The 20,466-nt window shown below is 69.7% G+C and carries 21 protein-coding genes and 1 riboswitch; of the genes, 7 read left to right on the top strand and 14 right to left on the bottom strand.

What is annotated here, in order from left to right; genetic code table 11:
• Positions 1–79 precede the first annotated feature (79 nt).
• Complete coding sequence (thiE, locus tag VF557_04385) at positions 80–730, bottom strand: thiamine phosphate synthase (GenBank protein ID HEX8079426.1); 651 nt, start codon at positions 728–730, stop codon at positions 80–82.
• 123 nt (positions 731–853) lie between these two features.
• Between thiE and VF557_04380 the strand changes: the two genes are divergently transcribed.
• From VF557_04380 to thiS, 3 genes are read left to right on the top strand one after another with little or no spacing between them, the layout of a single operon-like run.
• Positions 854–1,852, top strand: a complete 999-nt coding sequence (locus VF557_04380) for an EamA family transporter (protein HEX8079425.1) — start codon at positions 854–856, stop codon at positions 1,850–1,852.
• A 10-nt stretch (positions 1,853–1,862) separates the two neighbouring features.
• Positions 1,863–3,035: a glycine oxidase ThiO gene (thiO, locus tag VF557_04375; protein ID HEX8079424.1), complete on the top strand. Its 1,173-nt coding sequence runs from the start codon at positions 1,863–1,865 to the stop codon at positions 3,033–3,035.
• An 8-nt stretch (positions 3,036–3,043) separates the two neighbouring features.
• A complete protein-coding gene (thiS, locus tag VF557_04370; GenBank protein ID HEX8079423.1) occupies positions 3,044–3,244 on the top strand; it encodes a sulfur carrier protein ThiS in 201 nt (66 codons plus the stop codon).
• Between the two features lie 52 nt (positions 3,245–3,296).
• Here thiS and VF557_04365 read toward each other — a convergent pair whose 3' ends face one another.
• From VF557_04365 to VF557_04350, 4 genes are all read right to left on the bottom strand, one after another.
• Positions 3,297–4,214: a hypothetical protein gene (locus VF557_04365; GenBank protein ID HEX8079422.1), complete on the bottom strand. Its 918-nt coding sequence runs from the start codon at positions 4,212–4,214 to the stop codon at positions 3,297–3,299.
• Positions 4,195–4,788, bottom strand: a complete 594-nt coding sequence (locus VF557_04360; GenBank protein HEX8079421.1) for a DUF6036 family nucleotidyltransferase — start codon at positions 4,786–4,788, stop codon at positions 4,195–4,197. Before VF557_04360 ends, VF557_04365 begins: the two co-directional genes overlap by 20 nt.
• Before the next feature lie 51 nt (positions 4,789–4,839).
• A complete protein-coding gene (locus VF557_04355; protein HEX8079420.1) occupies positions 4,840–5,652 on the bottom strand; it encodes a thiazole synthase in 813 nt (270 codons plus the stop codon).
• Positions 5,649–7,019 (bottom strand): cytosine permease, encoded by a 1,371-nt coding sequence (locus VF557_04350; protein ID HEX8079419.1) that lies wholly within the window; start codon positions 7,017–7,019, stop codon positions 5,649–5,651. The genes VF557_04355 and VF557_04350 overlap by 4 nt, the downstream gene beginning before the upstream one ends.
• Positions 7,016–7,151, bottom strand: a riboswitch (TPP riboswitch). It overlaps the preceding gene by 4 nt.
• A 13-nt stretch (positions 7,152–7,164) precedes the next feature.
• Between VF557_04350 and thiD the strand changes: the two genes are divergently transcribed.
• On the top strand, positions 7,165–7,977 hold the full coding sequence (thiD, locus tag VF557_04345; protein ID HEX8079418.1) for a bifunctional hydroxymethylpyrimidine kinase/phosphomethylpyrimidine kinase: 813 nt from the start codon (positions 7,165–7,167) through the stop codon (positions 7,975–7,977).
• Positions 7,978–8,007: 30 nt separating this feature from the next.
• On the opposite strand, the gene VF557_04340 is transcribed toward thiD, so the two are convergent.
• Together VF557_04340 and VF557_04335 are read right to left on the bottom strand one after the other, a co-directional pair.
• Entirely contained in the window at positions 8,008–8,931 is a 924-nt protein-coding gene (locus VF557_04340) for an ROK family protein (GenBank protein ID HEX8079417.1), read from the bottom strand.
• Positions 8,928–10,295: a mycothione reductase gene (locus tag VF557_04335; protein ID HEX8079416.1), complete on the bottom strand. Its 1,368-nt coding sequence runs from the start codon at positions 10,293–10,295 to the stop codon at positions 8,928–8,930. The genes VF557_04340 and VF557_04335 overlap by 4 nt, the downstream gene beginning before the upstream one ends.
• An 81-nt stretch (positions 10,296–10,376) precedes the next feature.
• On the opposite strand from VF557_04335, the gene VF557_04330 reads away from it, so the two are divergent.
• The gene (locus VF557_04330) at positions 10,377–10,772 is read left to right on the top strand and encodes a VOC family protein (protein HEX8079415.1); all 396 of its coding nucleotides are present in this window, start codon (positions 10,377–10,379) and stop codon (positions 10,770–10,772) included.
• 63 nt (positions 10,773–10,835) lie between these two features.
• Here the strand turns inward: VF557_04330 and VF557_04325 are convergent, their stop codons facing one another.
• From VF557_04325 to VF557_04310, 4 genes are all read right to left on the bottom strand, one after another.
• The gene (locus VF557_04325; protein ID HEX8079414.1) at positions 10,836–12,320 is read right to left on the bottom strand and encodes a PAS domain S-box protein; all 1,485 of its coding nucleotides are present in this window, start codon (positions 12,318–12,320) and stop codon (positions 10,836–10,838) included.
• Between the two features lie 386 nt (positions 12,321–12,706).
• Positions 12,707–13,966: an FAD-binding protein gene (locus tag VF557_04320; GenBank protein HEX8079413.1), complete on the bottom strand. Its 1,260-nt coding sequence runs from the start codon at positions 13,964–13,966 to the stop codon at positions 12,707–12,709.
• A gap of 15 nt (positions 13,967–13,981) precedes the next feature.
• Complete coding sequence (locus tag VF557_04315; protein ID HEX8079412.1) at positions 13,982–14,611, bottom strand: 4'-phosphopantetheinyl transferase superfamily protein; 630 nt, start codon at positions 14,609–14,611, stop codon at positions 13,982–13,984.
• Positions 14,612–14,643: 32 nt separating this feature from the next.
• A complete protein-coding gene (locus VF557_04310) occupies positions 14,644–15,456 on the bottom strand; it encodes a metallophosphoesterase (GenBank protein ID HEX8079411.1) in 813 nt (270 codons plus the stop codon).
• A 319-nt stretch (positions 15,457–15,775) separates the two neighbouring features.
• Here VF557_04310 and VF557_04305 point away from each other — a divergent pair, with 319 nt between their 5' ends.
• On the top strand, positions 15,776–16,393 hold the full coding sequence (locus tag VF557_04305; protein HEX8079410.1) for a DUF47 family protein: 618 nt from the start codon (positions 15,776–15,778) through the stop codon (positions 16,391–16,393).
• A gap of 58 nt (positions 16,394–16,451) precedes the next feature.
• Complete coding sequence (locus VF557_04300) at positions 16,452–17,447, top strand: inorganic phosphate transporter (GenBank protein HEX8079409.1); 996 nt, start codon at positions 16,452–16,454, stop codon at positions 17,445–17,447.
• 7 nt (positions 17,448–17,454) lie between these two features.
• On the opposite strand, the gene VF557_04295 is transcribed toward VF557_04300, so the two are convergent.
• The 3 genes from VF557_04295 to VF557_04285 are packed head-to-tail and all read right to left on the bottom strand — an operon-like array spanning position 17,455 to position 20,384.
• Positions 17,455–18,009 (bottom strand): hypothetical protein, encoded by a 555-nt coding sequence (locus tag VF557_04295; GenBank protein HEX8079408.1) that lies wholly within the window; start codon positions 18,007–18,009, stop codon positions 17,455–17,457.
• Between the two features lie 37 nt (positions 18,010–18,046).
• Positions 18,047–19,117, bottom strand: coding sequence for an FAD-dependent monooxygenase (locus tag VF557_04290; protein ID HEX8079407.1), 1,071 nt, complete (start codon positions 19,115–19,117; stop codon positions 18,047–18,049).
• A 19-nt stretch (positions 19,118–19,136) separates the two neighbouring features.
• Positions 19,137–20,384, bottom strand: coding sequence for a coproporphyrinogen-III oxidase family protein (locus VF557_04285; protein ID HEX8079406.1), 1,248 nt, complete (start codon positions 20,382–20,384; stop codon positions 19,137–19,139).
• Positions 20,385–20,466 lie beyond the last annotated feature (82 nt).

The raw sequence follows: 20,466 nt of genomic DNA, 5'->3' as shown, positions 1-20,466 counted from the left end.
TTGCTGCTCTGACCAGCCCGACGCTACACAGCGCGGCCGGGAGCAGGTCGGCTCAGCCGGCGGTCGCGAGCCGGTCGGCTCAGCCGGCCGCCGCGAGCCGGTCGGCCAGCCGGGCTGCCACCGCCGCCGGATCGGCGGCCTCGGTCAGCACCCGAACCACCACCACCCGGCGCGCGCCGGCGTCGAGCACCTCATCGAGGTTGGACTCATCGATCCCGCCGATGCCGAACCAGGGCCGGGCCACCTTCTCGGCCGCCAGCGCGGTCACCGGCGGCAGGCCGATGTGCGGGCGTCCCGGCTTGGTGGGAGTCGACCAGATCGGGCCCAGGCAGAAGTAGTCCACCTCGTCCGCCGACGCCGCGGCCCGGGCCTGCTCGGCGCTGTGGCTGCTCATACCGATCAGCACGTCCGGGCCGACGATCCGGCGGGCGGTGACCGGAGCCAGGTCGCGCTGGCCCAGGTGCAGCACGTCCGCGCCGGCGGCGACCGCCAGATCGGCGCGGTCGTTGACCGCCAGCAGCTTGGAATGCCGGCGGCAGGCGTCGGCGACCACCTCTAGCGCAGCCAGCTCGTCGGCCGCATCGAGGTTCTTCTCGCGCAACTGCACGATGTCGACGCCGTTGGCCAGCACCGCGTCGAGAAAGTCGGCCAGGTCGCCGCGGTCGCGCCGGGAGTCGGTGCACAGGTACAACCGGGCGCTCGCCATTCCGGCCAGCGAGGGCTTGGTCATCGCCTGATCCACGTCATTGCCTCATCCAACCATCGCCGGGTGTCGATGACCGCTGGCGGACGCCCTGCCGGAACGCCGACTCCGGCTGGAACCGGCCCGCGGTGCGAATGCGAGCATGTCAGCGTGCCGCTAACCCGACGGTCCGAGGCGATCCCGCCGCAGATCCTGCTCCTGGTCGGAATCGCCTCGGTGCAGTTCGGCGCTGCCTTCGCCGGCACCCTGTTCGCCGAGGCCGGCCCGGCCGGTGTGGTGCTGCTGCGGCTGGCGTTCGCCTCGGTGATCCTGCTGGCCCTGACCCGGCCGCGACTGGCCGGCCGGAGCCGTCGGGACCTGCGGGCGGCGGTAATCTTCGGGTTGGTGCTGGCCGCCATGAACTGGAGTTTCTACGAGTCGCTGGACCGGCTCCCGCTCGGAGCGGCGGTGACGGTCGAGTTCATCGGACCGCTCGGGGTGGCCATCGCCGGCTCGCGCAAACCGCTCGACCTGCTCTGGGTCGCGCTGGCCGGCGGCGGGGTGGCGCTGCTGGCCTTCGGCGGTTCCAACCAGAGCCTGGACCCTGTCGGGCTGCTGCTGGCGGCGCTGGCCGGCGCGTTCTGGGCTGCCTACATCCTGCTGTCCCAGCGGGTCGGCTCGGACTTCGCCGGATTGGACGGCCTGGCTATCGCCCTAACCCTGGGGACGCTGGTGATGATCCCGGCCGGCGTTGCCGACGGCGGCTCGGCGCTGCTGCGTCCCGGTGTGCTGCTCGGCGGCCTCGGGGTGGCGGTGCTGTCCTCGCTGATCCCGTACTCGCTGGAGCTCATCGCCCTGCGCCGGTTGTCAGCGGCCGCCTTCGGGCTGCTGATGAGCGTGGAGCCGGCCTTCGGCGCGCTGGCCGGCATGCTGGTGCTCAGCCAGCAGCCGCAGCTGCGAACCGTCGCGGCAATCGTCATGGTGGTGGTGGCCAGCGCCGGCACCACCATCGAGGCCAGCCGTTCAGCGACCGGCCGAGCAGTCGGCCGGGCAGCCGGGCAAGGGGCAGCCGGTGACGTCCCGACCGGGCCCGACCCGAACGAGCCACGCCCGGGCTGGCCTGACCCGGGCAGGCCTGCTCCGACCGGCCAGCCGACTCCGCTCGGCTAGCCTGGAACGCATGGCGGCGCACCGTGGCGATGCACTCCTGGTCGGCGGTGGCGCGATCGGATTGGCCGCGGCCTACCGGCTGGCGGAGCGGGGCTTCGCGGTGCGGGTGATCGATGCCAGCGGCGGCCGCAATGCCAGCTGGGCCGCCGCCGGCATGCTGGCGCCGGTCAGCGAGGCCGCCTTCGGCGAGCAGGAGCTGACCCGGCTGAGCCTGGCCGCGGTGCCGGCTTTCCAGCGGCTGGCGGCCGAGCTGCAGGATCGCACCGGGCAGCCGGTGGGTGTGCGCACCGAGGGCACCCTGGCGGTGGCGTTCAACGCCGATGACCGGGCGGCGCTGGACCGGTTGACCGACTTTCGCAGCGAGCTCGGCCTGAGCACCGAGCGGCTGAGCGGCGCGGCGGCCCGCGCGCTGGAGCCCTACCTCGCCGCCGGGGTCCGGGGCGGCGTGCTGAGCGCCGATGACCTCTCGGTCGACAACCGGCGCTATCTGGCAGCGCTGCGCGCCGGCGCCGTGGCCGCCGGGGTTCGCTTCGTCACCGCTGAGGTCAGCAGCCTGCTGTGGGACTCCACCGGCAGCCGGGTCAGCGGGGTGCGGACGGTCACCGGAGCCGGGTTGCGCGCCGGCGTGGTGGTGCTCTGCGCCGGCGCCGCGACCGGCGCGCTGCTGCCGGTGCCGGTGCAGCCGGTGAAGGGCCAGATCCTGCGGCTGGCGGTGCCGGACCGGCTAGGCGCCGCCGGGCCGGTGCTGACCCGCACCGTGCGCGGGATCGTGCGTGGCAGCGAGATCTACCTGGTGCCCCGCGCAGGCGGCGAGGTGGTGGTAGGCGCCACCTCCGAGCAGCAGGGCCATGACACCGGCGTGACAGCGGGCGGGGTCTATGAGCTGCTGCGTAACGCCTACGAGCTGCTGCCGATCAGCTCGGAGTTCGACTTCGTCGAGGCCCGGGCGGGATCGCGTCCCGGCACCCCGGACAACGGACCGATCCTCGGCGAGGTCGCGGACGGGCTGGTGCTGGCGACCGGGCACTACCGCAACGGCATTCTGCTGTCGGCACTGACAGCCGACGCGGTGGCCGCCCTGGTCAGCGGCGAGCCGGTCGCGCCGGTGTGGCGTCCGTTCGGCCCCGACCGGTTCGCTGGCCACCGATCCCCGAAGCCGGCCGCGGCCGGCCTGACAAGCTAGGAATCCCCGTGCGGATAACGGTGAACGGCGAGCAGCGCGAGACAGCGGACGAGCTGAGTGTGGCCCAGCTGGTCGGCCAGATCAGTGACCGCGACACCGGAATCGCGGTCGCGCTCAACAGCGAGGTGGTACCGCGCGGCAGCTGGCTTGAGACCGCCGTCCGGCCTGGCGACCGGATCGACGTGGTGACCGCGGTGCAGGGCGGCTGAGAGGCTCTCTGCCAGCGGCGCGTTGTCGCTGCTAGGAATGGGATATCCGCGCTTACGTTAAGTTATGCCATTGCCCGCGCGCCCACGTCTTGAGCGTATGGTCGGTGAAGTGCCGCACCGCTGACCAAGAGTCGTCCTGAAGCGCAGGCGGTGATAAATAGAGGCGATCCAGTTCATCCTCAAGATCATTTAGACTACGACCTGCCTCTACGTTGAGGGCTCTGACAGGCAGACGTGACGCGTCTTCGCTTAGCTTGACGAGCGCACGGGAGAGCCCGAAAAGAGCTGTCCAATCCGGTAGTACCGGCGGTGGTTCTCCTACGAACGCCCGTAACTGTGAATCACGGTCCAAAGAGTAGTAAAGCCGATTCATTGTGGAACGAACGGCCAACACTCCCGCACGCTGAAGAGTCGTGCACTCATCAGCGATGTTGCGCTTGGTGTAGCCACTTGCGGTTGCCAGGGTGGTGACACTGGCTCGCCCCTGTTCGTGGGCAAGGAAGTACCGCAGGATCTCGGTCCGGGCGCTGACGCCAAACATCGCGCGCATCCGTAACCAGATAAGGGAGTCCCGGCTCAATACTGGTGGCGTGGACCGGCCAGTGGTGGCGTATGACCACGCCTGGGACTCGCCCGGCCAACTCGCTCCGCCGTGAGCATTGACTGTCGCGGCAAAGCCTGCGTATGCGTCAACCACATCGGCGGGCTGCGCGCGAAGCAGGTTTCGCAACCGCACCCGGGAGATGTGACGCCAGTTGTGGATGCACCAGTCGAGCGCCTCATCGCGCAGCCGGGCATCCCGTGCGGCGATCAAAGGGGTGACGATGATGAGTGGTTCAGGGTCGACCGCCCATTCGCGGTGAGATCGCCCCCAGCCGGACACCCCTAATTCAGCCCAGGCACCCCAAACGATGTCCAGCTCGAGCGAAGCTGTGGAGCGCTGGATGGGCCTAGCTGTCGGCATCGTCACCGCCTGCAGAACGCAGCACTGACGTGAGGTGGGCCAGAGCAGCTTGCATCTCGGACTCAAAGCCGCTGGACGGGTCATGGCTCTGGCACCAAGTCACTGCGGTCGACAACTCGGACGAGGTGGGAGCCATGGCTTGTAAGTCTTGGAAGTGTTTGCTGCGGGGACCTTGATCCACTGCGGCGTACAGCTTGAAACAGACCAAGTCAACGCGCGCTGGAATGTAGACATCGAGGCTGCCGTACCGCCGTAGCTCCGTTCGAGCCTCATACCCTTGAGGCAGTCCGAGATCCATCAGGGATGCCGGACCGTTGTTCAGCCAGTCATGCCTCAACTCAAGAACTGCAGCGACATCACGGACCGCCTCTATCAGCGACGGCGGAATCTGCTCGGCTTTAACGAAGCTGCCCTGCGCTGCGAAAGCGATCACATCAAGGTCGGCCGTGGGCCGGTCTATCAGTCCGAGCAGCAGCAGACTACTGCCACCAACGACCAGGATGCCGTGCGACAGTCCGCGGCCTTCAAGGACAGCGCCCAGAGTCTCCAAGGCCTCCTCAAGGTTCTGCAGACCTAACATATCGAGAGTTTAACATGCTCGAATCGAGAACTTTAGATGCGCGGCTGATTATCAGTCTCCGGTGAGCCGGGGAGCGTCGAGCATCCCCTCGTACGGTGAGGACGCCTCGGCCCACCAGCGGCGCGGGATCCGGCCGGCCAGCCGCGAGTCCCGGCCGGCCTGCACCGCCAGCCGCATGGCCCGGGCCATCCGCAGCGGCTGGGCGGCGCGGGTCACTGCCGAGGCGACCAGCACCGCGTCGCAGCCCAGTTCCATCGCCTGGACGGCGTCGGCCGCGCTGCCGATGCCGGCGTCGAGCACCACCGGAACCCCGGCCTGCTCGACGATCAGCGCGATGTTGTGCGGGTTGCCGATGCCCAGGCCCGAGCCGATCGGGGAGCCCCCGGGCATCACCGCCGCACAGCCCAGCGCCTCCAGCCGCCGGGCCAGCACCGGATCGTCATTGGTGTAGGGCAGCACCACGAAGCCGTCGTCCACCAGCTGCTCGCAGGCGGCCAGCAACTCTGGCCCGTCGGGCAGCAGGCTGCGCTCGTCGGCCACCACCTCGACCTTCACCCACTCGGTTTGCAGCGCCTCGCGGGCCAACTTGGCGGTGAGCACCGCCTCGGCCGCCGTCCGGCAGCCGGCCGTGTTCGGCAGCACCCGCACCCGGGCGGCTCGCAGCACGTCCAGCACCGAGCCCGAGGACGCCGCGTCGACCCGGCGCATGGCTACCGTGGTGAGCTCGGTGCCGGATTCGACAAGGATGTCGGCCAGGCCCTCCAGGCTGGGCGCGCCCCCGGTCCCCACGATCAGCCGGGACGAGAATCGCTGACCGGCGATGACAAGGCTGTCGAGGTCGTCCTCAGCCGCCGGCCCGGTCACTGCCGGCTCCCGGTCGCGGCGAGCCGGCGCCGGCTGCCTGATCGAGGGCCGGCGAAGGGCAGCGCCACCAGCACGGCCACCGCGAACGAGGCGATCGAGGCCGACAGCCAGGTATGCCCCAGGGTGTGCAGCCGGGTGCCCGCCGAGGTCCAGAAATCTGACCAGTACGCGATCGAGCCAGGATTGATCAGCTGGTAGCAGACAAAGCCGATGAACCAGGCCAGCAGCATGCCGGGCCGCGTCGGGGCGTCGGAGGAGGTGTCCCAGTTGTGGCCGCGGCTGCGGATCCAGGCCGCGATCAGGGCGCCGGACATCGGGATGAACACCCCGCCGATCAGGTACAGGAAGTTGGCGTAGTCGTCGATGTCAAGGGTGAGGGCCAGCATGGTGATCAACGCGCCGATGCTGACGGTGAGCACCCGGCGATCCAGCGACGGCCTCAGGTTCTGCAGCGAGATCGCGGTGGAGTAGACGTTGGCGAAACTCTGGTCGCACTCCCGGATCACCAGGATCGAGAATGCCAGGATGCCCAGCGGCAGCCCGATGAACAGGTCGAAGATCTTCTCGCCGTCCTGGGCCACCTGCGCCAGCGCGATCAATCCGATCACCAGGCAGGTGATCTGGGTGAGGCCGTAGCCGAGAAAGCCGCCGGCGAAGGCCGAACGCTCGGAACGGGAGTGCCGGGCGTAGTCAGCGCCCAGCGGCACCCACGAGATGGTCAGCGCCATCGCCGAGTCGACGGCCAGCCAGAAGCCCTGCCAGGAGCCGGCCAGCTCCGGCACCGGCTCGCGCAGCAGCCCGATGACCAGGACCACCAGCGCGAACACCACCAGCACCGAGACGTACTTGCGCAGCGCCCGGATCCAGCCCAGCGGCCAGATCGTCAGCGCGGTGGTGGCCGTTCCGGCCAGCACCAGGCACAGCCAGCGCGGCAGGGCGCCGTCGGTCAGCGCCTGCAGGCCGATCGTGATGGTGACCAGCTCGAAGACTGCCCAGCCCAGGCATTGGGCGATGTTGAGCGCGGTCGGCACGAAGGAGGCCTTGGCGCCGAGCAGGCCGCGCAGCAGCACCATGGCCGGCGCGCCGGTCCGGGCGCCCAGCACCAGCGAGCCACCGAGGATCAGCCCGCCCAGCACCGAGCCGACGACGGTGGCGGTCACCGCGGCGGTGAAGCTGAGCGGCTGCACGCCGTAGGGGGCGAGGATGGCGATGGCGCCGCTGAAGCCGAGCAGGCTCACCCCGAGGTTGCCCCAGAAGCCCAGCTGGTCGAACAGGCTCAGGGTGCGGGGGGCGGGCTCGTTGAGGGTGGTGGGCGCCTCGGCGTGGGGCACGGCGGGCGGTAGTTCAGGACGGGTGTCGACAGCCACGGCGGCTACCTCACTCCCTTCGCCGGTACTAACCGGATCAGGTTCGAGCGGTCGGCGGCCGCGCCGGACGCCTTGCGCCGTCCTGCTGTGCCGCCCTCTCAGCCCGTTCGTCGGGCTCCCGCGGGGACTGGCTTAGGTTAGTCCTGTGCAGTCACCTAATTCCAGTGCCGTCCGGGCCCTGACCATCGCCTCCTCGGACTCCGGCGGCGGCGCCGGGATCCAGGCCGACCTGAAGGCGTTCGCGCGCTGCGGGGTGCACGGGATGTCGGTGATCGTGGCGCTGACCGCGCAGAACACCGTGGGGGTGAGCGCGATCCATCAGTGCCCACCCGATTTCATCCAGGCCCAGTTGCAAGCGGTGTTCTCGGATCTGCCGCCGGCGGCGGTGAAGATCGGCATGCTGTTCTCCGAGCCGATCATCACCACGGTGGCCGCGGCGCTGGCCGGCCGTCACCTGCCGGTGGTGCTCGATCCGGTGATGATCGCCTCGTCCGGCGCCCGGCTGCTGGAGCCCGCCGCGGTCCGGGCCCTGCTGGAGTCGCTGTTCGGCCTGGCCACCGTGGTGACCCCGAACCTGATGGAGGCGCAGACCCTGACCGGGCTGGACACCGAAGACCGGCGCGAGCTGACCGAGGCACTGGTGGCCCTGGGCGCCCGGGCGGCGCTGGTCACCGGCGGGCACGGCAGCCGGCCGGTCGACCACTTGCTGGCCGGCGGCCGGCACCTGGAGATACCGGTCAGCAGGCATGACCGCGCCGCGACCCACGGGGCCGGCTGCACGCACTCGGCCGCGCTGGCCGCCTGCCTCGGCCGCGGCGACCCGCTGCCGGTGGCCGCCCGCCGGGCCGCGCTGGTCGCCGGACAGGCCGTCGAGCACGGCCTGGTCGGCCTGGGCGCGGGTGACGGCCCGGTGGACGTCCTGAACATCGCCTCGTTCAGCCCGCCCGAAGCAGGCTGAACCGGTACTCACATCAGTGTCTGATGGAGCCTAGGATGTCGGACGGACTGCTGGATACGCCGCCCCCACCAGCGGCGAGAGCTCCGGGCTGCCAGCCGTCTCGATCGAGAACCGCCAGTCCGAACAGCGAGAAAGTCCACTGCGCAGCGGTCGTTCGATGAGATCCCAGGCCTGGCTGAGCGAGCCGCCGAGCACCAGCAGGTCGGCCCCGAATCGCTCCAGCCATGGCCCGAGCGCCTCGCCCAGCACCGCGAACGCGCCCTGAAGGGCCGCGGCCGCCGCCTGGTCACCGGCACGGGCCAGCTCGCCGATCTCACGGACGTCCACGTCGTCAAGGTCATTCTGCCCGCCGGCGGCGATGTAAGCGGCCCGGATGGCCCGGCCCGACACCCAGTCCTCCAGCGGCCGGCCCGCATGGCTGAGAAGACGCAGCTCGGCCTGGGGCGGCACCGATGAGCCGGTGTCGATGACATTGCCCCGGTCCAGAAAGGCGGAACCCACGCCGGCGCCCAAGGTCACCGCGACGCAGCGGGTGGCGCCCCGAGCGGCGCCGATCAGCCACTCACCGACCAGGAAGGCGCTGGCGTCGTTGCTGAAGTACAGCGAACCCGGCTGGTGGGGCAGCGCCTGGTGCAACGCCGAGCGGACGTCCACGCCGGCCAGCGCCTCGAACGTGCCGACTCCGGTGTAGTGCGCCACACCCCGGACGTAGTCGAACGGCCCCGGCATCGCGATGCCCCAGGCCGCGCCCGGCTCGGCTTCCAAGCCGGCCCCGGCCCGGGCCAGGGCCGCGATCAGTTGCTCGGCGGTGCCCCCGGCCGGCAGCTCGGCGCGGCTCACCCCGCTGACCTGCCATCCCTCGGGCCGGACCCAACCGGCCGTGACGTGGGTGCCGCCGACCTCCAGGGCCGGAATGTCGACCGGCCGCCGGTCGGTCGCTGACGGCCGGCTCACGGCTCGTTCAGGCCCAGCTTCAGCAGCGCGTTCTCCACGACCTCCATCAACGCGGGATGGATCCAGTACTGGCCGCGGGCCAGCTCCGGCACCCGCTGCCCGAAGGACATCGCCTGGATCAGCGGCTGGATCAGGTTGGAGGCCTGGTACCCCATCAGGTGCGCGCCGAGCAGCAGCCCGGTGCCGGGATCGGCGATCAGCTTGCAGATACCGGTGTGGTCCTCCATCGCCCAGCCATAGGCGGTGTCGCCGTAGGCCTGGGTCGCGGTGACGTAGTTCAGCCCGGCCGCCCGCACCTGGTCCTCGGTCCAGCCGACGCTGGCGATCTGCGGGGCGGTGAAGACGGCCGAGGGCACGTACCGGTGGTCGAACTCCCGCAGATCCCGCGGATGGGCCAGGTTGTGGGCGATCACCCTCGCCTCGTGATTGGCCACGTGCTTGAGCTGGAAGTCCGAGGAGACGTCTCCGAGCGCCCACACCCCCTCGACATTCGTCCGGCCGTGGCAGTCCACCTTCACCCGGCCGTCGGACAGGGTCTGGATGCCCGCGGCGGCCAGGCCCAGCCGGTCGGTGTTGGGCACCCGTCCGGTGGCGACCAGCAGGACGTCGGCCTCGGCGCACGAGCCGTCGGTGAAGTCGAGCCGGACGCCGCGCTGGTCGCCGCTGAGCTTGTCGGTCTCGACGCCGAGGTGCAGGTCCCACCGGGTGGCCGCGACCTGGGTGAACCGGTCGGAGATCTCTGAGTCCAGGTGGCGCAGCAACCGGGTGCCGCGGGCCACCACGCTGACCTCGACGCCCAGGGCGGAGAAGACGTGCGCGAATTCGGCGCTGATGTAGCCGCCGCCCAGGATCACCAGCCGCTTCGGCAGCTCGTCCAGCCGCATGATGGTGTCGGAGGTTTCGAACGCCACCCCGGACTGGGTCACCACCTCGGGCACCATCGGCCGGCCGCCGGTGGCGATCACGATCTGCTCGGCGCTGAACTGCTCGCCGGTGCTGACCCGCAGCGACCTGGGCCCGGTGAACACGGCATGGCCGGCGAACACGGTGGTGTTCTCCGACTCGACGCGGTACGCCTGACCGCCGGCCGAGATGGGGTCGATCCGGCCGAACACCCGGTCGCGGAGGTCGCGCCACCGGACGCCTTCGAGGCGGGCGTCGATCCCGAACACGCCGGCATGGCTGACGGTGGCCGCCACCTCGGCGGCGTAGACGAACATCTTGGTCGGGATGCACCCCACGTTCAGGCAGGTGCCGCCGAAGGCGCCGGACTCGATGATCGCTACCCGCTTGCCGTCGAAATCGGGGGTCACCAGGGAGTTGCCGGAGCCCGTTCCGATGATTGCGAGGTCATAGTCGGCCACGGGCGCCAGCCTACGGCGCAAAGGCGCGAATCTCTCATCCCAGGCTGCCGGGGTTCACCGGCGCTGGTTACCATCGCGACCATGCTTGATCACCTATTCCTCCAGGTCGCCGACGTCGAGGCCTCGCTCGCCTTCTACGAGCGGGTGTTCGCCCCCATCGGGATGCGGGAGGTGCTGCGCTTCCCCCATCCCGACGGCTTCGAAGTCGGCCTGGCCGGTCCGGAGGGCAGGCCGGCCTTCTGGCTCAGCCCGGCCGCGGGTCCGGAGACCAGGGAGGTCCACCTCGCCTTCACGGCCGCCGACCGGCACGCCGTGGACGCCGTGCATGAGGCCGCCCTGGCCGCGGGCATCGAGGTGCTGCACGCCCCGCGGGAGTGGCCCGATTACCACCCTGGCTACTACGGCGTCTTCTTGCGTGACCTCGACGGCCACAACGTCGAGGCCGTCCACCACGGCAGCGAGCCGGCCGCTGGATGACGCCGGCCGCTGGGTGACCCTGACCGTTGAATGACGCCGGCCGCCTGAATGACGCCGGGTGACCTAGCCGCCTCGATCAGTCGAATCGCGCTCGCGCAGTAACACGATGAGCTCCTGCTGGGAGTTCACCCGCAGCTTGCGGAACACCGAGGACAGGTGGTTGCGGACCGTGCTCTGGCTGATGAACAGCTGCTTGGCGATCACCGGGACCCGGTCGCCGAGCAGCAGCAGCCGCACCACCTCGATCTCTCGCCGCGAGAGCCGCTCCAACCCGGGAAGCGGCCGGCTGGACTGGCTGGGAGGAGTCAGGTCGACCACCCCTATCGGGACCCGGTCGCCGTGCCTGGATAAAAGGCTTACCGTGCTGTCGGCCACCCGGCCCAGCATCGGCGGGCTGTGGCCGGTGAGCTCCTCCCGTTGCCTCTGCTCGCTGATGTCGGTCACCATGCCGATGGCGCCCATGTAACGACCTGTCTGGTCATACCACGGCGCGCCGGCCACTCGAAGCCAGCGGCGCTGCCCGTCCAGCCTGCGAAAGCTGAACTCGTACAGTTCCCGCACGCCCAGGGCTCGCTGGCGCAGCCGTTGCCGCAGCATCTCCGAGGTCTCCTCGTCGAAGAAGTCCCAGAGGTAGCCGGCCAGCAAGCGCACGTGATCGATCGCCAGCATGTCGGCGATCCGGTAATTCGCCAGCACGACGGCGCCTTCCGGATCAAGGATGCAGACGCCCTCGACCGAGACGTCCACGATCGTTTGCAGCAACTGCTCGCTGGAGGCCAGCGCCGCCGCGGTCTCGTGCTGGTCGGTGATGTCGCGCACGTTGAGAACCATCGCGCCGATCGACACATCGGCCACCAGGTTGCTGATCCGCACCTCGACCCAGCGCCACTTGTTCTCGCCGTTGCGAATCCGCAGCTCCAGCCGGCGGTACTCACCCGCGCCGCTGACCGCGCCCTCCCAGTCCCGGCGCACCGTTGCCAGATCTTCGGGATGCACGTAGTCCCAGCCGGAGTGGCCGATCACCTCGCGCGGCAGGCAGCCGAACATCTGCCACAGCGACGGCCCGGCGTAGCTGATCACCAGGTTGCGGTCGCAGATGATGACCAGGTCGCTGCCCCGTTCGAGCAGTGCCCGAAACGGGCGTTCGGTCATCGCCAGCCGCATCCGACCCTCGGGCAGCTCGATGGGGGTGGTGGATGCCAGGACCTCGTCGACGCCCGAGGCTCCGCTGACCAGCGAGGCGGTCGTCTTCAGTCGCATCCGAACGCCGGTTCTGGTGGTGACCTCGTGCTCGTGCACCCACAGGCCGCTGGTGCCGATGAACAGGAACTCGGTGACGTCCTTGCGCGAAAGTCCCCAGTTCGCCAGCTCCGCGATCGGCCGCCCGATCGCCTCGTCCTCTGTCCAGCCGAACATCGCCGTGGCGCCACCGGACCACAGGGTCACGACGCCCGACAAATTGGTGCCAACGACCGCGACAGGCGCGGCTGGCCGCGGACCCCTGGCGCCGGAGTCAGAGGAATCTGAATCGGAGCCCTGGTAACTCATAGGCCTGGCTGACCGGATGGCCACAGCATGCAAAAACATGCCGAGGGCACTCCAGTTTCTGAGGACAAACGATAACGAGGCATTACAGCTAAGTCTTGACTGTCGGCCGCTATCCAGCCATAGACATAGTGTCACGCCATATCCGATGGTTCGTCCTAGTACTGGATAGACGAGGTCGGTGATAGACGGCTGCAGCGGCTCCAGATCCGCACGCAGCGTAAGGTCAAACCCGATCGACGGCGGGGTTCCGGGGCCGTGGCGAGCCTTGTAGACAGGCTAACTAGGCGCTCACCACCAGACTGTCTGGAATTAGATACCGGCGATGTAGCGAGGCGTCGTAGAGCCTTTGTAGACAGCTAGCCACGCTGGAATGCGCAGAAACGCGATCAGCGCGGCGTAAAGCACTGCTCCAGAAATTGATTGCTGAATTTACGCCCGGGATCACGCAGCGCCAGTAACCGCTCGAAGTCGGCGTAGCGGTCATACAGTCCACGCAGCGCCGGCGTCTGCAGCGTGTAGAGCTTCGCCCAATGCGGCCGGGATTCCAGCGGCGCCAGCTGCCGCTCGATCTCGACCAGCACGGGGACGACCGCCGCGGCATCCGGGATCCAGGTGAAGTGCAACCCCAGGCTGTCGCGCCGGTAGCTCGGGCTCAACCAGAACTCGTCCGCGGCGATGCTGCGCAGCTCGCACACCTGCAGCACCGGCGCCACCCGGTCCGAGATCCGGGCCAGCGCCTGGATCGCCTGCCCGGCCAGGGGGCGCGGCACCAGGTACTCCGACTGCAACTCCTCCCCCCGGCTCGGGATGAACTCCATCCGGAAGTGCGGTAGCCGCTCGTGCCAGGGACCGATCCTGCCGAACTGCTCGGTGCAGTTGTCCCCGGTCATGCCTGGCAGCGGATGCCGGGCCACCGGCGCCGCGGTGGCGCCGAAGAAGACCGGCTCGGCGCCGCCGTCGTCCTCGGCGGTGACCCGGCGCTTGCGCCATACCTGGTACACCGGATCCGGTTGCCAGCCGGTGAACAGGCTGACGCTGTAGGCGCTGGCCAGGATCTGATCGAGGTGCTCCAGCACCTGATCGTGGCCGAGGTTGTCATAGACGTGCTGGCGCATCGAGTAGGCCGGCTCGATGTCGAGCCAGAGCCGGCTGGTGATGCCGAGCGAGCCCAGGCCCACCACGCTGCCGAAGAACTCCGCCGCGGTGTCGCCGGTGCGGCTGAGCACTCGCAGCTCGCCGTCGGGCGTGACCATCTCGACAGCGGCGACCGCCGCCGCCAGGGTGGCGTTCTGGTCGCCCGAGCCATGGGTCGCGGTGGCGCAGGCGCCGGCGACCGAGATGTGCGGCAAGGACCCCAGGTTGTGCAGCGCGAAGCCCTGCCGGTGCAGCTCGCCGGCCAGCTCGCCGTAGCGCAGGCCGGCCGACACCTCGACAAGGCGGTTGGCGCTGTCCACCTCGATCACCGGGGGCAGGCCGGCCAGGGAGATCAGGTCACCGGTGGTGTCGGCGATCCGGTTGAACGAGTGCCCGGTACCCAGCGCCCGGACCCGCCGGCTGCCCGCGACGAGCGTGCGCAGCTCGTCCAGCGAGGACGGCCGGCAGAGCCGGGCTGCCGAGAAGCTGACGTTGCCCGCCCAGTTGCGCACCCGCACCGTCCCCGCTCAGCCGCCGCCGGCCGGCACCGTGATCGCCGTCAGCACCAGGGTGTCAGACGTGCTGAACCGGCCGGTGAAGGTGGTCAGCTCGCGCCCGTTCAGCACCGGCCCGGGCACCTGGAGCACCGCGGTGAAGGCGCCGGCCGCCGGTTCGACGGTGATGCTGGCGCCGTCGAAGTCCAGCCAGCTGCCGGTGAGCGGAAACCACGCCTTGTAGACCGACTCCTTCATGCTGAACAGCACCCGGTCCCAGTGCACCCGCGGCTCGCTGACCGCCAGCTCGGCCAGCCGGCTGAGCTCTTCCGGCCGGGCGATCGCCTCCAGCACGCCGGCGGGCAGCGGCCCGTGCGGCTCGGCGTCGATGCCGATGCTGGCCGCGACCTGATCCGAGGCCACCGCCGCGCCCCGGTAGCCGGCGCAATGGGTCATGCTGCCGACGATGCCGGCCGGCCAGCCCGGCGCCCCGCGCGGGCCGGGCAGGATCGGCGCCGGCGGCACTCCCAGCTCGGCGAGCGCGGCCCGGGCGCAGACCCGGACGGTGGCGAACTCGATCCGCCGCTTGGTCACCGCGCGCTGCAGGACGGCGCGCTCGGCAGGCCACAGCGAGTCCTCGGAGGCATCGGTCGTGGTGTCCACAGCCCGCACCCACGAGGGCAACAGGCCTCCTATCACGCCGGCACGGGCAGGATCTGGCGCGGCCATTGCTTGGGCTGGCTGCGGCCCCGCCACTCGCGCGGGTAGCCCAGTGAGACCTCTTCGAAGCGGGTGCCGTCCTCGAACGTGGTCCGCGGGATGTGCAGATGGCCGTACACCACCGTGGTGGCCGCGTAGCGCTGGTGCCAGTCGGCGGTCAGCTCGGTGCCACACCATTGGGCGAACTCTGGATAGCGCAGCACCAGGGTAGGCAGCCGGGTCAGCGGGAAGTGGTTGATCAGCACGGTGGGGATGTCGGGATCACGCTCGTCCAGGCGTCGCATCGTGTACTCCACCCGCGCGCGGCACCAGGCCTCCCTGCTGGGGTAGGGGTCCGGGTGCAGCAGTTGCTCGTCGGTGCAGACGATGCCGCTCTGGTACGCCACCGCCAGGGCCGCCTCCTGGGTGGCCGCGCCGGGTGGCCGGAAGGTGTAGTCATAGAGCAGGAACAGCGGGGCGACCATGACCGGGCCACCGGCGCCCGTCCAGACCGGGTACGGATCCTCGGGGGTGAGCACCCCGATCTCGCGGCAGAGCCGCACCAGGTGCTGGTAGCGGTAGTCCCCGCGCAGGGTCAGCGGGTCGGACTTGTGCGACCACAGCTCATGGTTGCCCGGCACCCACACCACGGTGGAGAACCGGCTGCGCAGGGTCGCCAGCGTGCTCTGGATCTGCTCGGCGATCTCGCCCACGTCACCCGCCACCACCAACCAGTCCTGCTCGGTGGTCGGCTGCAGGCGGTCCACTATCTTCCGGTTGTCGGCATAGCCCATGTGCAAGTCGCTCACCGCAAGCAGCTTGGCGGTCTCGCTAGTTACCCCTGACACCAGAACAACAGCCCATCTTGTCAGCCGATCGCCCGGGGCGATTCGCGCATTCGATCAGTCTAACGCCGCTGCTCCGCCGCCGGATTTCGAAAGTTGCCACAGTCCGGCGCGTTAAGAATCCATCAAATTCTGCGGACTGGTCCACCCTGGCGCGGGGGTCCACCGGGTTGGCAAAGGGGTGACAGTGTGGCTGGCGCGAGGCTGATCGGTCACCCGCTACTGTCTGGCGGTATCTCCGGCAGGTGAGCCAACCGCCGGCCCAGCGACGTCGAGGGTGGCCATGGCAGGACGATTCTCCCCGAGGGACACCTCGTTCTACGACTTGCTCGCCGAGAGTGGCCGCAACGTCGCGGCCTCGGCGGACGTGCTGGCCGGCCTGTGCGAACCCGACGCCGACCGGGTCAAGATCGCGGCGGACATGCGTGACCTCGAGCATGCCGGTGACGCCGCCACCCACAGCATCATGCGCCAGCTGAACAAGAGCTTCGTGACGCCGTTCGACCGCGAGGACATCTACCGGCTGGCCAGCGCGCTGGACGACGTGGTGGACGCGATGGACGAGGCGACCGACTTCATCGTGCTCGCCGACGTCGGCGAGCTGCCGGCGCTGCTGATGGACCAGATCCGGCTGGTGCGGCTGGCCTCGATCGAGACCGCGCAGGCGATGGCCAGGCTGGCCACCCTGCAGGACCTGGAGCCGTACTGGGTAAGGGTGAACGAGGTCGAGAACGAGGCCGACCAGGTGTATCGCCAGCTGCTGTCCAAGCTGTTCGGCGGCGGCTATGACACCCTGCAGGTGCTCAAGCTGCGCGAGGTCGCCGACCTGCTCGAAGAGGCTGCCGACGCCCTCGAGCACGTCGCGCACGCGGTCGAGACGATCGCGGTGAAGGAGTCGTGACCCAGCCGGCCCGACCGTCCCGCTTCGCAGGGCACGATCGGCGCTGGTGGTCGCCGGCGTGACCATCACCACGCTCGCGGTCGTGATCATCGCCGTCGCACTGGTCTTCGACTACACCAACGGCTTCCACGACGCGGCCAACGCGATCGCGACGGCGGTGTCGACCCGGGCGATGACCCCCCGGATCGCGTTGGCGATGGCCGCGATCATGAACGTGCTGGGTGCCCTGGTGTCGACCAAGGTGGCCGCCACCGTCGGCAAGGGCATCATCGACCCGCCCACCGGCCGGGAGGGGCTGCTCATCGTGATGGCCGGCCTGCTCGGGGCGATCATCTGGAACCTGGGCACCTGGTGGTTCGGCCTGCCGTCCTCGTCCTCGCACGCCCTGATCGGCGGGCTGATCGGCGCGGCGCTGGCGGGCTCGGAAGGCGTCCAGTGGGCCAACATGGTCGACAAGGTGGTCATCCCGATGATCGGCTCACCGCTGACCGGCCTGGTGCTGGGTTACCTGTTCATGGTGTTGCTGCTGTGGGTGTTCCGCCGGTCGAACTACCACCGGACCCACCGCAGGTTCCGCTGGGCACAGGTGTTCAGCTCGGCCGCGATGGCCTTCGGGCACGGCAGCCAGGACGCCCAGAAGACCATGGGCGTGATCGCCATCACCTTGATCGTCTCGGGCCACCTGGGCCAGGACGAGGCCATCCCGTTGTGGGTGATCCTGTCCGCGGCCGGTGCGATCGCGGCGGGCACCTACGCCGGCGGCTGGCGCATCATGCGCACCATGGGTCGGCGGATCTACTCGCTCAACCCGGTCAGCGGCTTCGCGTCCCAGACGGTGGCCAGCGGCGTGCTCTTCACCACCGCCCAGTTCGGCCTGCCGATCTCGACCACGCACGTCATCAGCACCTCGATCATGGGCGCGGGGGCCACCCGGCGGCTGTCGGCGGTCCGGTGGGGGGTGGCCGGCAACATCGTCGGCGCCTGGATCCTGACGATCCCGGCCTCGGCCGGGGTGGCCGCGCTGATGTGGGTGCTGCTGCGCCCGCTCAGCTGAGCCGGGCTCAGGCAGGCAGGATCGCCCAGACCGGGTGGATCTCCAGCCAGCCGGTCTGGGTGTCCAGGACCCAGGGGCCGACGATCGTCACCCGGGACCTCAGCGGCGGCATCGGGATCGGGATCGAGGGCACCACCTCGACTACGAGGCTCCTGGTCGAGCGCTGCAGGTTGACCGCGTTCAGCCACTTCGGATCGACCCCGGTCAGCGAGATGTGCATGTCACCGTCATGCTCGCGTTTGATCAGCGACGCGATTCCGGTGACTGCCACGCAACGCTCCTTGACGGTCAGCCGGTGCGGTGACCAGACCCCCTCCAGCGGAAAGCCGGAGCGGCAGTACTTGGCCAGCTCGGGCGGCACCAGCGCGGGATTGGGCCGGCTGGTGCTCGGGGGCGGCGCTGTGGACGGCGTCGGCTGGGAGGCGTTGGGCGGCGGCGGCGGGATGACCGGGTCCTCGGTGGAGGTGCACCCGATCAGCAACAGAAGTGCCGCTGCAGCCGCCGGGTACCGGACGCGCACGTTCAGGTCCCCCATCTCCACGGCTGCCGCTTCGAAGTCCATCCTAGGAAGCCGCGGCCCCGAGCGCCGTTACTGGCCGTCAGGACCGGACCGGCGCGGGCAGGCAGGCCTGCTCGGCCAGCTCCCAGTCCCCCTCCAGGGCGGCGTCGCGCTGCTCGGTGAGGCCGTCCAGAACGGCGCCCGCGACGTCCCCGGCGGCAGCGATCCGGTCGCGCAGCAACTGGGCGCCGACCAGGGCGACCTTGGTGCCCCGCGCGACCACCGGGTCCAGGTGATAGCCGGCGTCGCCGACCAGGCACCAGCCCGGCCCGCTCATCGGACGGCGATGCATGCGCAGCTTGCCGGCGCCGCCTACCGGGGTGATCCGCCGCCCGAGGGCCACCGCCGGTCCGATGTGCGGGTCCTCGGCGATGATCCGGGCGAACTCCTGCGCCGGGTGCCGGCCGGAGGCGTCCAGCATGGCCTGGTGCATGTCGGTGGAAACGCACCACTGCCGGGGCCCGCACGGGGTCGAGATGGCCACGTTGTCACGTTCGAGGTGGATGTAGCCGCGGTCCGTGGGCAGCGGCAGGTCGGCGAAGTAGGCCAGCATCGCCACCCACGGTGAGGGGATGACCTGGTAGGGCACGGCGCCGACCCGGTCGGCGTTGCGGGACAGCCGGCCGTCGGCCAGCACCAGCAGGTCACAGCTGACCGCGTGCTCGACGCCCTGGTGGCGGACTGTCACCCCGCTCACCCGCCCGCCCCGGGTCACGATGTCGCGGACCCGGCCCGGGCGCAGCACGGTGACGTTGTCGCGGCTCTGGGCCGCCCGCAGCAGCGCCGGGTCGAGCACCTCGCGCGGCACCGTCATCCGGTAGGAGTAGCCGTCCTGCTGCGGGTAGTCCTGCTCGCTGACCTCGTCCTCGAAGCGGAAGGTGTGCCCGTAGGTGCGCGGCGCGCCGCAGGCCAGCACCGTGTCCAGCAGGCCGAGGTCATCCCACAGGATGGCGCCGTCGCGGTCCCAGGTCGACTGCTGCGGCCAGAACGAGGTGGCCTGCGAGGCGTCGACGACCAGCACCTTCTCCGCGTACGGGGCAAGCGCCCAGGCGGCGGTGGCGCCCGCGATCCGGCCGCCGACGACCACGACGCTCCAGTGGCCGGCGATCATGCTGCCGACCTTACGAGGCTCACACCGAAGCTGTCGTCGGCATGCCCAACTCGACCGGGACGGGCGCGGGCGCGGACTCGTCCGGCTGCTCGTGCCAGTTCATCGAGATGAACACCTTCGCGATGTCCTCGCGGGCGAACCGGATCCCCTTCTCGTCGGTGATCAGCTCTCCGTACTGGCAGAACTGGGCCAGGTAGTCCTTGACCCCCTGGTACTCCAGCGCAGTCCACAGCGAGACCCCGGTCCGCTGCTGGAAGACCTCGGCGTCGACTCCTTCGGGGGTGGTCAGCGCGAAGCCGAGCAGGCCGGCCGCCTGGGACTCATCCGAGAGTGGCAGGTCGTAGTCGAATTGGGTGGGATGGGCGATGTAGTCGTGCAGCTTGCCGGCCTTGAAGCCCTTCATCCGCCCGTCGATGACCGAGAACGCGCCGGAGCCGAAGCCGATCCAGTCCAGCTTCATCTGGTAGTACGCCAGGTCGGCCTTGCAGATCGGGGTTCCGAAGTAGGCGAAGGTGTACTCCGGAGATCCGCCCGCGGTGAGGATGTCGCTGGCCAACTGGTAGGCCTTGAGCTGGTTGGCCAGGTCGGTCTTGGCGTTGGCGCGGTCCAGTCGCCGGCGCAGCACGGTGCCCTCGCTGGCCCGGTAGGCATAGATCGAGTAGTGGTTGACCGGCAGGTCGACCGCGTGGCGCATCATCCGCTCCACCTCGGTCAGGTCCTGGTCGGGAAAGCCCACGATCAGGTCGATGTTGATGTTGTCGAAGCCGGCCTTGCGGGCCAGCTCGATGCTCGTCTCGGCCATCTCGGCAGAGTGGGCGCGCCCGATCATCCGCAGCCGGTCGTCCTCGAAGGACTGCACGCCGATGCTGATCCGGTTGAAGCCGAGCCCGCGCAGCAGCGTCAGCTTCTCCAGGGTGAGCGACTCCGGGCTGCTCTCGATGGTGGCCTCGACGACCTCGCCCATCGGAAACGCGTCGGCCATCGCGCCGTAGAGGGTCTCGATCTCTTCGCAGCTCAGGATGCTCGCGGTGCCGCCGCCCCAGTACATCAGCTCCGGCCGGTACCGCTCGTTGAGAGCCGGCGCCTGCTCCGCGATCTGGATCTTCAGCGCGTCCAGGTGGCCCCGGCGGCCCTCTGACTCCGGGCCCAGCCGCAGGTCCCCGATCGGAACCTTGACCACCCAGTCACAGAAGTGGCACTTGGAGTTGCAGAACGGGGTGTTGACGTAGAGCAGCAACGGCGACTTCGCGCCGACTGCAGCGGACATACGCGCTCCTTGGATCCCAGATCGACGCAGGCTCGATGTCAGCCCTGCTTCACCTCAGCAAGTGGATTTGGCCATAGCTTAT

It is taken from the genome of Jatrophihabitans sp., assembly GCA_036389035.1.
Taxonomy (GTDB): Bacteria; Actinomycetota; Actinomycetes; order Mycobacteriales; family Jatrophihabitantaceae; genus Jatrophihabitans_A.
This window is presented reverse-complemented; position numbering and strand designations above follow the sequence as displayed.

What these genes read in the sequence shown, in the direction of transcription:
- VF557_04325 (HEX8079414.1), bottom strand. Translation starts at nt 12,320, where the DNA reads ATGAGTTACCAGGGCTCCGATTCAGATTCCTCTGACTCCGGCGCCAGG.
- VF557_04295 (HEX8079408.1), bottom strand. Translation starts at nt 18,009, where the DNA reads ATGGACTTCGAAGCGGCAGCCGTGGAGATGGGGGACCTGAACGTGCGC.
- VF557_04330 (HEX8079415.1), top strand. Translation starts at nt 10,377, where the DNA reads ATGCTTGATCACCTATTCCTCCAGGTCGCCGACGTCGAGGCCTCGCTC.
- thiO (HEX8079424.1), top strand. Translation starts at nt 1,863, where the DNA reads ATGGCGGCGCACCGTGGCGATGCACTCCTGGTCGGCGGTGGCGCGATC.
- thiE (HEX8079426.1), bottom strand. Translation starts at nt 730, where the DNA reads ATGACCAAGCCCTCGCTGGCCGGAATGGCGAGCGCCCGGTTGTACCTG.
- VF557_04305 (HEX8079410.1), top strand. Translation starts at nt 15,776, where the DNA reads ATGGCAGGACGATTCTCCCCGAGGGACACCTCGTTCTACGACTTGCTC.
- VF557_04290 (HEX8079407.1), bottom strand. Translation starts at nt 19,117, where the DNA reads ATGATCGCCGGCCACTGGAGCGTCGTGGTCGTCGGCGGCCGGATCGCG.
- VF557_04285 (HEX8079406.1), bottom strand. Translation starts at nt 20,384, where the DNA reads ATGTCCGCTGCAGTCGGCGCGAAGTCGCCGTTGCTGCTCTACGTCAAC.
- VF557_04360 (HEX8079421.1), bottom strand. Translation starts at nt 4,788, where the DNA reads ATGTTAGGTCTGCAGAACCTTGAGGAGGCCTTGGAGACTCTGGGCGCT.